Source organism: Sorangium sp. So ce204 (genome assembly GCF_051526795.1).
In the GTDB taxonomy this organism is placed as follows: domain Bacteria; phylum Myxococcota_A; class Polyangia; order Polyangiales; family Polyangiaceae; genus Sorangium; species Sorangium cellulosum_B.
Genome location: NZ_CP150317.1, coordinates 11,439,105 through 11,452,126, shown reverse-complemented (window position 1 = coordinate 11,452,126; position 13,022 = coordinate 11,439,105). Strand labels below are relative to the sequence as shown.

10 protein-coding genes and 1 tRNA gene are annotated in these 13,022 nt (G+C 74.9%); 2 read left to right on the top strand and 9 right to left on the bottom strand.

Annotation, left to right across the window (positions count from 1 at the left end; translation table 11 throughout):
- Positions 1–47: 47 nt before the first annotated feature.
- Positions 48–4,664, bottom strand: coding sequence for a VIT domain-containing protein (locus tag WMF22_RS43135; RefSeq protein ID WP_438033515.1), 4,617 nt, complete (start codon positions 4,662–4,664; stop codon positions 48–50).
- 5 nt (positions 4,665–4,669) lie between these two features.
- The gene (locus tag WMF22_RS43130) at positions 4,670–5,248 is read right to left on the bottom strand and encodes an RNA polymerase sigma factor (protein WP_437295745.1); all 579 of its coding nucleotides are present in this window, start codon (positions 5,246–5,248) and stop codon (positions 4,670–4,672) included.
- Between the two features lie 263 nt (positions 5,249–5,511).
- Here WMF22_RS43130 and WMF22_RS43125 point away from each other — a divergent pair, with 263 nt between their 5' ends.
- Positions 5,512–6,702 carry a S1C family serine protease gene (locus WMF22_RS43125; RefSeq protein WP_437295744.1) on the top strand — a complete coding sequence of 397 codons (1,191 nt, stop codon included), beginning with the start codon at positions 5,512–5,514 and terminating at the stop codon, positions 6,700–6,702.
- 173 nt (positions 6,703–6,875) lie between these two features.
- A complete protein-coding gene (locus WMF22_RS43120) occupies positions 6,876–7,649 on the top strand; it encodes a Stp1/IreP family PP2C-type Ser/Thr phosphatase (RefSeq protein ID WP_437295743.1) in 774 nt (257 codons plus the stop codon).
- Between the two features lie 20 nt (positions 7,650–7,669).
- On the opposite strand, the gene WMF22_RS43115 is transcribed toward WMF22_RS43120, so the two are convergent.
- The 7 genes from WMF22_RS43115 to WMF22_RS43085 all read right to left on the bottom strand — a co-directional run bounded on the left by WMF22_RS43115 (position 7,670) and on the right by WMF22_RS43085 (position 12,877).
- On the bottom strand, positions 7,670–8,113 hold the full coding sequence (locus WMF22_RS43115) for a hypothetical protein (protein WP_437295742.1): 444 nt from the start codon (positions 8,111–8,113) through the stop codon (positions 7,670–7,672).
- Positions 8,110–8,832 carry a sigma-70 family RNA polymerase sigma factor gene (locus tag WMF22_RS43110; protein ID WP_437295741.1) on the bottom strand — a complete coding sequence of 241 codons (723 nt, stop codon included), beginning with the start codon at positions 8,830–8,832 and terminating at the stop codon, positions 8,110–8,112. Before WMF22_RS43110 ends, WMF22_RS43115 begins: the two co-directional genes overlap by 4 nt.
- 225 nt (positions 8,833–9,057) lie before the next feature.
- A tRNA-Gln gene (locus tag WMF22_RS43105) sits at positions 9,058–9,131 on the bottom strand.
- Positions 9,132–9,170: 39 nt separating this feature from the next.
- A complete protein-coding gene (locus WMF22_RS43100) occupies positions 9,171–10,463 on the bottom strand; it encodes a hypothetical protein (protein ID WP_438033514.1) in 1,293 nt (430 codons plus the stop codon).
- A gap of 132 nt (positions 10,464–10,595) precedes the next feature.
- Positions 10,596–11,945 carry a hypothetical protein gene (locus WMF22_RS43095; RefSeq protein WP_438033513.1) on the bottom strand — a complete coding sequence of 450 codons (1,350 nt, stop codon included), beginning with the start codon at positions 11,943–11,945 and terminating at the stop codon, positions 10,596–10,598.
- A complete protein-coding gene (locus WMF22_RS43090) occupies positions 11,942–12,247 on the bottom strand; it encodes a hypothetical protein (protein ID WP_437295738.1) in 306 nt (101 codons plus the stop codon). The genes WMF22_RS43095 and WMF22_RS43090 overlap by 4 nt, the downstream gene beginning before the upstream one ends.
- 48 nt (positions 12,248–12,295) lie before the next feature.
- Positions 12,296–12,877 (bottom strand): PAS domain-containing protein, encoded by a 582-nt coding sequence (locus WMF22_RS43085; protein ID WP_437295737.1) that lies wholly within the window; start codon positions 12,875–12,877, stop codon positions 12,296–12,298.
- Between the last annotated feature and the right edge of the window lie 145 nt (positions 12,878–13,022).

The window sequence follows — 13,022 nt, the reverse complement described above, 5'->3', positions numbered from 1 at the left end:
TCCCGTCGGGTTCGTCTTCGTCCGTTCCGTCAGGTTCGTCCGTTTCTTCAGAACCGCGGGGCCGCCAGGCCGTCGACCGGCACCAGGCGGGAGGTGAAGAAGACGCGCACCGTGCCGAGCTCGAGGCGCGCGCCGTCGAGCGTGAAGGGCACCTTGCGGGTCTCTCCCGCGAGGCGCAGGGTGAGCTCGCCGCGGATCGGGCCCGGCGCGCTGGCCCCGGGGCTCGAGGCGCCGGCGCCCTCCTCGGCCGACGCGCGGGCGATCTCGACGACGTAGCTCCCCTTCGGGAGGCTCCGCAGCGCGAGGGACTCCGAACGCGTGCTCGTCGCGTCGCGCGAGCGCACACCCACCGACGGGAGCGTCGTGCCCATCCATGAGACGCGCCGCCCCTGCGCGTCGATGAGGGAGAGGTCGAGGTCGGCCCCGCCGGTCCACTCGGCGCTGAGCCGCACGTCGCCGGGCAGGTCGGCGGCCGGCGCCGCGTCCGGCTGCGCGAGCCGCCGGTCGATCTCCGCGCGGAGGGCGGAGGTCGCGTCGAGGCGGAGCTGGCTCGCGAGCTCGCTCATGCCGCCCTCGCCGGCGCACCGGATCGCGGCGGCGACGAGCTTCGCGTCGGCGGGCGCGAGATCGGCGAGCGCCACGCGGTGCTGGCACGCGAACGCGGGCCGCCCCGCGGCGTCCCAGAGCTCGGCGAGCCGCGCCTGGGTGGCCCGGTCGCCCGGGCGCACGTCGGCGAGGCCGCCGAGGATGCGCGCGGCGCGGTCGCGCTGGCCCTGCCGCGCCGCGAGGTCGGCGCGGGCGATGAGCGCGTCGGGATCGAGCGCGTCGCGCCCGCTCCAGCGCGCGGTCAGCTCCTGGGCCTCGCCGAGGCGGCCGGTCGTGGCGTAGAGCGCGTAGAGGCCCACCGTCCTGTCGCGGCTGTCCGGGGCCGCCGCGAGCGCCGCCTCGGCGGCCGCGGTCTTCGCGGCGCTCTCGGGCGCGAGCGTGTTCGTCGCCTCGAAGCTCACCTTGCGATCGAACACACGGCGCATCGGGATCATCCGCCGCGGGCGCGGGCGCGACCACTCCTCGTCGGCGAAGACGTCATCGCGCGACCTCCGGGCGCGACCGTCCTGCGGGAGCGCCGGCTTCGGCTCCGCGGGCGCGGCGGACGTCGGCGCCGGCGCCGGCGGCGGCATGTCATCGAGCGGGCCCGAGGGGCGATCGAACGACTTCTCGAGCTGCGGCTTGGCGGGCGACGCCGGGCGGGCGCCGGCCGACATGCGCCCCTTCGCGGCCGGCGCGGCGTCCGGCCAGCCGGAGCCGCCGCCGCCCCTGCCGCTGCCCGACAGGCCAAGGCCCGACCCGAGCGCCTCGCCCTTCTCCTCGGCGCCCTCGTCCGCCGCGTTGCCGGGCTCCTCCCCCTCGGCGCTCGCGCTCACGCGCTCGGCCTGCTCCTCGCCCGTGAAGGCGGAGGTGATGCCGTCTCGATCGAGGCCGAACGCCTTGAACATCGCCTCGCTCTCCAGGACGAGCAGCGAGGTGAACCGGCTCGCCACCGAGAAGCGCCGCGACAGCTCGATGATGGCGGGCTTCTGCGCGTCGCCGCCTGTCTCCTCGAGCTCCGCGATCTTCGCCGCGGCGTAGAGGCGCGGGACGAAGGCGTTGCCCGCGCCGGTCGTGGCGACGATGTTGACGGGGTAGGTCTGCTCGAAGCGCTCGCCCGAGACGCGGCCGCGGAGGCGGATCGCGCCGGTGACGTCGGCGCCGGAGCTCATCCTCGCCACGACGAGCGCCTCGCCGCCGGCGCGGATCGGGTCGAGCCGCGCCGGCGTGACCTGGGTCAGGCCGGGCGGGAGCTCGATCTCGGGATCGCGCAGCGCGAGGCCGTACGCCGCGCCGAGGACCGACTGCGCCGCGCTCGCGATCTTCTGGCCGGGCACGTAGGGGACCATCACCCCGCCGCCGCCCCGCGCGAGCGCCCTGAGCGACGTGGTGTCCGCGTCGCTCCCGAGCGCGACCGCGACCACGGCGGCGGCGCCGTCCGCGGGGACCGCGCCGCGCGCCGCGGCCTCGATGTGGGCGGGGCGCGTCGGGCCGACCGACGGCGTGCCGTCGCCGAGGTAGATGATCCGGAGCTCCTTGCCGTCGAGCGGGCCGGCGGCCGCGCGCGCCGCGATCACCGCCGCGGCGAGATCGCTGCCGCCGTCGGGCTCGATGCCGCCGAGGAAGCGCTCGACCTCGCCCGCCGAGGCGGCGCCGGGGGCCATGGGGCGCGCGGCGCCGCCCTGGCCGGCGTCGCCGAGCGAGCGGCAGAGGGTGTCGCACGCGAGCACGACGACCTCGTCGCGCCGGTCCATCTCGCGGACGAGCGACGAGGCGAGCCGCGTCGCGCGGGCGAACCGCTCGCCGACCATGGATCGGCTCGAGTCGACGACGATCGCGTGGCGCCGCGAGGTCGACTCCTGCCACCGGGGGAGCCGGGGCCGGATCGCGATCGCGACGTAGGGCGACGTGTCGCTCGCGATGGCCCGCGCCGCGGCGAGGGAGGCCTCGTGCTCCGCGCCGTCGCGCTTCGACGTTCCGGCCGCGCCGCGCCGCGCGCTGTCCACCCGCGGCGTCGCGGGCGGCGTGGCCGGGGCCGGGGCGGGGGGCATCCGGTAGGCCCAGGCGGTGACGGGCCGGTCGCGATCGGGGAGCGCGTACTCGACCGTGAGGTCGCCGGCCGGCGTGAACCCGCGGGCCTCCAGCGTGCGGCGGTCGGCCGCGCCGTCCGCGGGCGCGGCGGCGAGATCGTAGCCGCGCGTCGCGACGCCGAACTCCCGGTCGTGGCCGAGCACCTGCACGTCGAGCGAGAAGTCGCCGATGTTCGTCGTGCCGCTCTGGTCGTGCGCGAGCGGGTAGGTGAAGCGCCGGACGCCGCCGGCCTGCTCGACGAGCTGCGTGTAGGTGAGCACGACGCGCCGCGAGCCGCGCTTCGGGATGGGGAAGATGCGCAGCTCGAACCGGCCGCCCCGCTGCCACTCGAGCAGCGCGGGGTCGCGCCACGGGCCCGGGACCCAGATGATCTCCTCGCGCGGCTTGGGCGCCTTGGGGGCGGCGTTCTGGAGGACGCCGCGCCAGATCGCGGCCCCGCGATCGCGATCGACGAACGCGCCCTCGATGAGCTTGCCGTCCACCTCGAGCGCGAGCCGCTCGATCTGCGCGCCCGGCGGGAGCGGGAACCGGAAGATGCCCTCGAGCTCCTCGTCGGTGTCGTTGGCGAAGGTCTCGTCGATCTCGGTCCTGGCGACGACGTCGACGATCCGCACCTTGACGGCGTGCCTGGCGAGCCGGACGGCCCGCTCTTTCTCCTGCGTCGCGCCCGGCTTGCGCGCCCTGAGCTCGCCGAGGCCGCGGAGCGCCGGGGCGTCGGCCTCCTCGGCGGAGCGGTCGCTCCACTCGAGCGTGTCGGCGAGCGACGTCGCGCTCGCGACCTCGGGCGCGGCGCCCTTCGCGAGCGTCGCCTCCTCGCCGGCGCGCACCTCGACGGGCTCGCCGCGCTCGCCGGTGACGCGCACGGCGCCGCGGGCCACCTCGACCGAGGCGCGCGCGGCGCTCGCGGTGATCGCGAGCTTGGTCCCGAGCACCTCGATCTGGCCGTGCGGCACCTCGATGCGCGCGGGCGGCGCGCCGGGGGCCGGGGTGACGTCGAGGACGACGGCGCCCTCGTCGACGCGCGCGCGGCGGCCGTCGCCGGCGATCCACACGCGGGAGCCGCGGTCGATGGCGAGCGCGGAGCCGTCCGCGAGCGACAGGTGGGCGCGCGTCCGCGCGTCGGTGCGCAGGGTCGCGCCCTCCGGGAGCGCGGCGCCCGCGGCGAGCGGCGCGCAGGCGCCCGCGGCGTCGCACGCCTCGAGGCCGCCCGACCTGTCGGCCGACGCGCGCGACACCGAGGCGACCTTGCCGGACCACGGCGCCCCGGCCGCCGCGGCGACGGAAGGCTCCGTCGCTTCGCCGCCGCGCCGCAGGGCGACGCCGGCCGCTACCGCCGCCGCCGCGGCCAGGGCGGCGGCGGCGAAGGCCGAGCGCCGCCCGAAGGCCGTGCGGCGCGCTGCCGGCGCGGTTCGCTCCGGCATCGTGGAGCGCGGTCCGCCCGTGCGCGCTTCGGCCGCGCCGGATCGCGCTCCGGAAGTGTCGGAGCGCGGCGTGAGCGTAGGGGAGCGCTCTTCGGTGGTGCCGGATCGGACGTCGGCCGTGTCGGATCGTCCTTCGGCGATGTCGGATCGCTGCTCGGCGATGTCGGATCGGACTTCAGCGATGTCGGATCGCCCTTCGGCGGTGTCCGATCGCCCTTCGGCGATCTCCGATCGCCCCTCGGTCACGCCGGATCCCGCGCCAGCGGCGCCGTGTTGCTCCTCGGCCGCCACCTTCAGCACCGCGCCGCTCGTCGCGCCCTCCGAGGGGCGCGCCGCCTCGAGCCGCCGGAGCAGCGCGTCCGCGAATCCGTCTGCCGGCCGGAAGTCCGCGCCGGCCGCCGCGGCCACCTCCGCGGCGCGCGCCGCGTCGTGGCGGAGATCGCGGCACGCGTCGCAGCCGGCGATGTGCTCGTACAGCGCCGGCCGCGCCGTCCCGTCGAGCACCTCCGCGAGTTGCTCCTCGACCTCGCCGCAAAGCCCAACCGAACCCGTCTCTGTCGCGCCCATCGCCCTCACTCCTCGCCCAGCTCGGCCCTGAGCCGCGAAAGCGCGCGGCTCACCCGCTTCCGCGCCGCCGCCTCGTCGATCCCGCACGCGATGGCCACCTCCTTGAAGGAGAGGCCCGCCTCGAAGCGCAGCACCACCGCCTCGCGCTCGCTCGGCTTCAGCCGCGAGAGCGCGGCGCGGGCGCGCTCGGCCCGCTCGCGCTCCGCCGCGAGCTCGCTCGCGTCGGGCCGCGGCCGGGTGTCATGCACGAGGCGCAGCCGCGCCTCGCGCCGCGCCCTGAGCTCGGTGTGCCGCCCGCAGAGGCGCCGCGCGATCCCGAAGAGCCAGGCCCGCACGCTCCCCTCGGCGCGGTACTGCGGGAACGCATCGAACGCCGCGAGCAGCGTCTCCTGCACCAGCTCCTCGCTCTCGGCCTGCGACCCCGTGAACGCCATGCACAGCCGGCCCAGCGGCATGGCGTAGGCCTTCGCACATCGCGACAGCGCTTCCCGGAAGTCGCCTGTCCCGATCAGCCCCTCGATCGCGCGCGCCTCGTCGGCCCGCGCGTCGCCCTCCGACCCAACGAGCGCTAACCCAGCTGCCATCGCTGCCTCATCGCCGGCCATGTGCCCCCGTCCCCCGAGTTCGTGACCGGATTTTTTTCGCCCCCCGCCCCCGGCGGACTCCGGTGCCCGATCCCACGGTACAGCGCGGTCCGGCCTTTGCCTTTTGCAATGCGATCCCCGCCGCAGCAGAATCGGCCGTCGCCTCAGGAGCCGCGCTTATGAACGAGACAAGCCCGCCTGGTGTCACAAACGCCGCCGCGCCCCGGGGCGCGGCGCCGAGCGATCCCGTTGACAGGTCGCGTGTGAAGCGATGGAGACGGTCGCTGGCGCTCGCCGCCGCCGTGTCCGCCGCCGCAGCGCTCGCCGCCCCCGCGGCGCTCGCGCAGGGCGAGGCGCAGGTTCAGGGGGAGGGGGACGCCCCGCCGGCCGGCAAGCGGGGGGTGCTCCCGACCCGGGCCAGCGCGGGCGGGAAGGAGAAGAAGGCGGCCGCCGCCGAGCCGAAGGGGGGCCCGGCCGAGAAGGACAAGGCGGAGCCGCCGGTGGAGGAGCGCGCCGCGCGCGGCGTGGTGGTCATCGAGCGCGGCGGGCAGGTCCTCGGCCTCGGCGCGGCGCTCGCCGGCGACGGGCGCATCCTGACGGCGCTCTCGCCGCTCGGCGCGGGCAACGACCTCACGGCGCGCTTCGCCGACGGGACCACCGTGCGGGTGAAGCCCGGCCACCACGACCGCGTGTGGGATCTCGCGCTGCTCGTGCCGCAGACCGGCAAGTGGACCGAGGGGCTCACCGCCTCGTCGCGCGATCCGGTGCGGCCGGACGCGCAGATCCGCTCGTTCTCGGCGGCGCGCGGCAAGGTCGCGGCCACCGCGCTCGTGCTGCGATCGCACAGGACGCTGATCGGCGGCGACGACCGGCCGCTCGATCGCGCGATCGAGCTCGGGTCGCGCGTCTCGCCGCTCGATCTGGGCGCGCCCATCATCGACGAGGACGGCCGCGTGGTGGCGGTCCTGGGCCGCGGCTGCGCCCCGAACGAGGGCAAGCCCTGCACGCCCGTCGCCTTCGGCGTGCCGATCAGCGCGGTCAGGGCGTTCCTTCGCGCGGTGCCGAAGGACGCCGTGCCGCCCGCGGCGTGGCTCGGGATCCAGGGTGTCAGCGAGGCGGCGCCGGTCGCGAAGGGGGTCCGGGTCACGGTGGTGCACCCCGAGAGCCCTGCGGACGAGGCTCGCTTGACGGGCGGCGATCGCGCGGAGAGCGACATGATCCTCGCCGTCGACGGCGTGCCCGTCACCAGCCCCGAGGCGCTCTCCGACGCCATCCGGACGCACGCGGTCGGCGAGAAGGTCCCGCTCACCTTGCTGAGCCGCGGCAAGTACCGGCAGGTCACGGTCGTGCTCCGCGCCGCGCCGGATCCGTCGGCCGCCGCGGCGAGGCGGCCGGAGGCCGAGCTCCCGCCGCCGAGCTCGAGCGGCAAGGCGACCGAGGAGTACCGCAAGTAAGCAAAAAATGATGCGGGGCCGCGCGCGGATTCTATAAGCTCGGCGCTCGGGCCCGATCCGGTTGACACTCCGTCAACCGGACCTCCAGGATCGGGCTCGAGCGGCTCGGACGGGCGCGCTCGCGGTTCTCATTCAACCCCGCGCCTCGCGCGGGGCCATCGATCGGGTGATCCGTGTCCCAAACGTTTCGAATCGAAGTGGCCGGCGAGACGAACGTCGGGCGCAAGCGCAACCACAACGAGGACAACTTCGGCATCATGGTGGAGTACGGCCTCTTCATGGTCGCCGACGGAATGGGGGGGCATGCGTCGGGCGAGGTCGCGTCGAAGATGGCCGTCGAAGCGATGCAGGACTTCTTCGCCCAGACGCAGGACGACCCGGAGCGGACCTGGCCCTACAAGATGGACCGGTCCAAGGGCTACGAAGAGAACCGGCTGATCACGGGGATCAAGCTCGCCAACCTGCGGATCTACGAGACCGCGCAGCGCGAGGCGAAGAAGCGGGGAATGGGGACGACGTTCGTCGGCATCTTCACGGCGAACGACGGCGTCTACGTCGCCCACGTCGGCGACAGCCGGGTCTACCGCTTCCGCGAGGGCCGGCTCGAGATGCTCACCGAGGACCACTCGCTCCTCAACGACTACATCAAGATGAAGCGGCTCACGCCCGAGGAGATCGCGAACTTCCCGCACAAGAACGTGATCGTGCGCGCGCTCGGGATGAAGGACACGGTCAAGGTCGACACCCGCTTCGAGGTGCCGCAGCTGAACGACACGTACATCCTCTGCTCGGACGGGCTCTCCGGGCCGGTGAGCGACCTGGAGATGACGCAGATCCTGACGGAGCATCAGGACATCCAGGTCGCGACCGCCAAGATGATCGAGCGCGCCAACGAGAACGGCGGCCCCGACAACGTCACGTGTGTCCTCGTTCGTTGGACTCAGTGACCGCCGCTCGGCGACGGTGATCAGGGCAGGGCGCCGCCGCTCCAGGGGATCAGGACGAGGAAGACGAAGGCGATGAGGGCGAGCATGAAGAGGCTCGTCATCAGGTAGGTCGAGCGCGGCGAACGCGCGGTGCTCCAGCCGTCGCCGTAGAACTTCCCCCGCGAGCGCACCCGGATCCGGCGCTGCACGCCGCGCAGAAGGCTCGGCGGCGCCGCGGGCGGCGGGCGCATCGCCCCTCGGACCAGCTCGCGCAGATCCAGCTCGTCGACGAGCGGCAAGTCGCCGTCCTCGGGCAGATCGCCGTCCTCGGGCAGATCGCCGTCCTCGGGCAGATCGCTCAGGGGCGCGGCGGCGGCGGGCGGGCGCTCCACGGGGGGCGCCGAGGGACGGCTGCCGCTCTCCGCGCCCGAAGCGGCCGGCTCATCGGCTCGCCCCGTGCGCTTCGGGTCGTCCGCTCCGCTCATTTCCCGCCTCTCACCTTCTCGCCCATCATCTTCTCGACCAGCGCGCGGAGCTGGCCGCGCGCGCGATGGATCCGGCTCTTCACCGTCCCGTCCGGCAACCCCGTGACCGAGGCGATCTCTTCGTACGACATGTCCTCCACGTCGCGAAGGATGAGCGCCTCCCGGAACTCGGGATCGAGCTGCCCGATGGCGCGCTTCACGACCGCCTCGAGCTGCATCCCCTCCACCAGCTCGTCAGGGCGGCTCACGTCGCCGACGCTCACGCCCTTGGCCGCGGACAGCGGCACCCGCTCGGCCATCGCGTCGACGTCGTCCTGGGCGCCGGCGTGCCGCCGCGAGAGGTACTTCGTCCGGTTTTTGCAGAGATTCACGGCGATCCGGTAGATCCACGTCGAGAGCTTCGATTCGCCGCGGAACTGATCGATCGCCTTGAAGACCTGCACGAAGACTTCCTGGGACACGTCCTCGGCCTCGTCACGCCGGCCGAGCATGCGGTAGACGAGCGCGAACACGCGGCGCTCGTACATGAGCACGAGCTCGTTGAACGCGCTTTCGTCACGCGCGACGAGCCGCGCGATGAACTGCGCCTCGCCCGCCTCGAGCGGCGCCGCCGACGCGCGCCCGTGCTCCGCGCCCGCAGCGGGCGGAGAGCCGCCTCCGCGGTCCGTATCTACATGGGTAGGGGCTCCGCGTCCGCGGGCCCCTTCATCGCTCGCCACGCCGTCCGGTCCTCCAGGAGCCAGGGGCTCGCGCACGCCGCGCGGCAGGCGCAGAGCCCTCGGTGAGACCACGGTAAACAACCCCGGCTCGACCGCGCCAGACAATAGCGAGCAGGTGACGGCGCAGGACGCACCCGCGAGGCGGTGCGACCTCACCCGAGGCGCTCCCGCCCACGCGATGAAGATTGGCCGCCATGACCCCCCTCAGAGGGCGCGGGGGCTCGATGGTTCCGGCGCGTGGATTCGAACCACGATTAGGGGATTCAAAGTCCCCCGTCCTGCCCTTGAACGACGCCGGAGTGCTGCGGGACGGAGCCGACCGCCGCGCGGCGCGCACCTTAGCGCGAGTCGCGCAGGATGGCACCCGTCCCGATCCATGAGTCGGCTCTGCGGGCCGGATAGCTGATGCCGCGCGTGGTGTCCGCCTCGGATCGGCCTCGCCTCAGGCGGAACTGCCCGCGCTCGCGGCGACCCGCCGGCGCCGGCTTCGCGCCGGACGCCGAGGCCTTCTCCGCCCGGTGGAGCGGCAGCGCGGGCGCGCCGGTGTCCTCGCCCGGGGTCGCGGCCGCTTCCTCGCGCGCCGACGTCGCGTCGGCCGCCGCGCCGTTCGCCGGGGGCGCCACGGCGGCCGCGCCGTCGCGCGCCGGGGCCGCCACGGCGAGCGCCGCGGCGCCGGCGCTCGCGGCGAGCTCCGGGGCAGGCACGGCGACGTGCGCGGCGGCGGCCGCGACGCCCTGGGCCACGCCGAGGTGCGCCGCCTGCGCGGCCGCAGGCCTCGCAGGCGAGGCCCCAGGGGCGACCACGCTCAGCACCGAGAGGCCCAGCACGAGCACGAGCGCCGCGCTGCCCGCGGCCGCTCCGGCGGCGCCGCGAGAGACGCGGGCGCGCCGCGCGAGCCGCGACCAGGCGCCCGACACACGCCCGCGCGGCGTCGGATCCGCGTCGCGCGCGCCACGCGCCGGCCCGGGCCCGGGCTTCGCGGCGCCGGGCCTCGGCGCCCCGGCGCTCGGGAGCGTGTCGGGCGGGGACGAGGGGGCCGCGGGGAAACAGGACGGAATATCAAGAGAAATCGGCTGCGAGGGGCTGTCCCGCCGCAGCACGGCCTCGGCCAGGGGGAACCGGCCGAGGGTGAAGGCCTCGGCGCGCTCGCCGCGCGCCTTCGCGGGGGCGTCCTGGTGGAAGCGGGGCGCGACGGCGCTGAGGTCGTCCGGCGTCAGCGCGAAGCTGAGCGGGCCGGTGGACTCAGGCGCCTCGCCCGCGGCGGAGACGGCAGGCGCCTCGTCGCGCGGGGGCGGCTGGGAAATGGTCCAGCCGAGCGCCTTCACGTCGCCGGCGGGCGTCCAGCACTCGAGGCCCTCGCGCCAGACGCGCGTGCTGTGGGGGAGCTCCCCCAGCTCCAGCGCGCGCCAGAGCGCGACCGTGCTCATCGCCTCGAGAAAGTCGCCGCGGTCGATGCACCAGGGCCTCGACTCTGCCGGTGCCTCCTCCGCGCCGCCGGCGTGCGACGTGAACGGCATCGTGGGGGCGCTGCAGAGGCTGCTCAGCTGCCCCTGCCCGCACCCCTCCGCGCCGCCCGACGCCGGCACACCGTCGCCAAGCCCCTCCACCTTGTACGCTGCGCTCGGGCCCATCGCTGTCTCCCTAGCGAGCCGCGGCGGCCCACCCGATGCTGCTCCCGGGTGCACCTCCGCTGCTCTCGTGCGTCGGTAGCGGATGGTGGCGCGGTGGGCCAAGAAAGGTGAGGGGCGTGTCGCGGACCGACGTCAGAGGTCGGTGTAGTTGTCGGCGAACATCGCGCGCTGGCCGAGGAAGGCGATCTCGAGTGTGCCGCTGACGTCCGTCCCTCCGGTCGAGCTACGGATCACGTTGAGCGCTGGCATCAGCCGGATGAGCCCGCGGTACTCCGTCCCCACCGGCGCGCGCGCCAGCGTCACGTGGACCGGGGCGCGCAGGCTGAGGCGGACATCGGCGGGCGCCTCTTCGTTGAGCGCGACCGCCACCTTCGCGCCGAGCGCCGCGCGGAACGTGGCGTTCGCCACCTTGTCGACGAGCCCGGCGTGCGCCGCGATCGTGAGCTCCTGGCTCCGCACGGGCGCGCCGAGCACCTCCTGCCTGCAGCGCGTGGCAGGGACGAAGGCGGCGGACTGGGTGACCGGATCCACGCCGTGGACGACGTCGCCCGCGGGCTCGCACCACTCGAGCGTGTCCGTCGACGCGGTCCAGCGCGAGTCGAACTCGATCTGCCCTTCGAGCGTGGGCGCGAGCTTCTTCCCGCCCTCGCCGACGTAGACCGCCGCCGCGCCGACGCTCCAGGGGACGGCGGTGAGCTCGCGCTGCGCGTAGGTCGGCGGCAGGCTCTGGTCGCGCCGCTCGGGGCCCGGACCCAGGTAGCTGAACCGGGTGCGGCCGACCGCGCCGCCGACGTAGAGGATCAGCGGGGGATGGGCCGAGCTGCCCTCCCCCTCGAAGTCGAGCCGCGCGAACGAGGCGGACAGGCGCAGGGTGCCGGTGGGCGTCCGGGCCGCGTCGTCGGCGCCGGAGAACCCGATCAGCGTGGCCAGCCCGTCCTCGGCCGCCACCTCGGCCTCGAGCACGGCGCTCACATCCCATGCCGTCGGATCCGTCACCTCGCCGAACCCGGCCAGCACGCCGAAGCCGACCCGCGCGAGCGCCGCGCCCCCGGAGCTGCTCGTGACCCCGACCGGAACGAGGTAGACGAGCTCGCGGCCCGTGGCGGCCGGCGCGATGGCCGCGCCCCCGGCAGGCGCGAGCGGCGCAACGGGGGCGATGGGAGCGCCCGACGCGGCCGGGGCGACCGGCGCAATGGCGCTGCCCGGCTGCGCGGGCGCCACGGCCGCGCCAGCGCCCGGCGCCGCCGTCGGCGCGGCAGGCGCAGCGGGTGTACTCGGCGCGGCAGACGGGACCGGCGCCGTGGGGTCGCTGGCCGCCGTGGGGGCGCCGGGCGCGCTGGCGGCCGGGCGGACGGGCGCCGGCGGCGCTGCGCCCGGCGGCACGGGAGCCGACGGCTGCCCCGCGCCCTGGGCGAGCGCGGGCGCGGCCAGCGTGAGCGAGAGCAGCGCCGCGGCGCGCTGGAGCAGCACGGCGGCCCTCACGGCGCCACCGTGAACCGGAACGTGAGGCAGTCGGCGCCGCTCGACGTGTCGTATTCGGCGCGGGTGCTCTGGTTCGTCTTGGGATCGAAGGCGAAGATCTGGAACTTGCCGCTTCCGTTCCGGACCCTGAAGCGGAACACGTAGTTGCCGGGATCCAGATCGAACTCGGGGAACACCGTGTTGCGGATCGAGAACGGCTTTACACCCGCCGGATCCGCGGTGGGCGCCGGGTCCTCGAACAGATAGCCGACGGCGCTGAGGTGGTACTCGTCGCTGTGGAGCTTGAGCTTGATCCTCTTCATGGTCGCGCGCGATCCTCTCACACGCGCGCGGCACGGTACAGCGGCAGATCACCGCCGCACGGCGTGCCTCGCCGACACCGCTTCATCGCGCTGGAGCTGGGCGCCGGCGCCGCCCATGTTGCTCAGGCGGATGCACGTCTCCAGGCCATGCCGGAGGTTGCGGAGCGTGAGCAGCGGGCCGAGGTCCACTCGCAGCGACGCCAGGGTCTGAGCCACCGCAGGGCGGACCCCGGTCAGCAGGCAGCGCGCGCCGCGCAGCTCCACCGTGTCGGGATAGTAAATGCCGTAACTCTCGCTCCACTGGTCCGGAGGGAGATCCGGCGAACGGGCGCCGATGAGATCCTCCGCGACAGGGTTGAAGTACGTGAGCCTCCCCTGATTGTCGGCGAACACGACCGCATCGGCGATGCTGTCCAGGATGGCTTGCTGCGAGCGCGCCCGCGCCTCCCAGTCGACGTTCGTGTCGTCGAGCGCAGCGGTCGAGGAGCGCTGGTGGCCCCCGTTCTTGCGCAGGTCCGCGCTGCGCTGGACCGCCGGGGCGGCCCGCTGTCGCGGGGCGCGCGCCGGCTTGTGCCTGGCGGACTTCGACGAAGCGAGCGCGACCCCGTTGTTCGACCTGGACGACGGCATAGTTAGGCCCCCTAACGAACCATGTCGTGCGTGATCCTTGCCTGATCCCTCGCTTGTACGAGATCGCTTTGGTTGTAAATCGATGATCTCTCGCATGGTCGGTGATCGCCGCACGGTGCCAGGCAGCCGAGCCTGCGTTCTGGAC

What these genes read in the sequence shown, in the direction of transcription:
- WMF22_RS43085 (WP_437295737.1), bottom strand. Translation starts at nt 12,877, where the DNA reads ATGCCGTCGTCCAGGTCGAACAACGGGGTCGCGCTCGCTTCGTCGAAG.
- WMF22_RS43115 (WP_437295742.1), bottom strand. Translation starts at nt 8,113, where the DNA reads ATGAGCGGAGCGGACGACCCGAAGCGCACGGGGCGAGCCGATGAGCCG.
- WMF22_RS43100 (WP_438033514.1), bottom strand. Translation starts at nt 10,463, where the DNA reads ATGGGCCCGAGCGCAGCGTACAAGGTGGAGGGGCTTGGCGACGGTGTG.
- WMF22_RS43090 (WP_437295738.1), bottom strand. Translation starts at nt 12,247, where the DNA reads ATGAAGAGGATCAAGCTCAAGCTCCACAGCGACGAGTACCACCTCAGC.
- WMF22_RS43135 (WP_438033515.1), bottom strand. Translation starts at nt 4,664, where the DNA reads ATGGGCGCGACAGAGACGGGTTCGGTTGGGCTTTGCGGCGAGGTCGAG.
- WMF22_RS43130 (WP_437295745.1), bottom strand. Translation starts at nt 5,248, where the DNA reads ATGGCAGCTGGGTTAGCGCTCGTTGGGTCGGAGGGCGACGCGCGGGCC.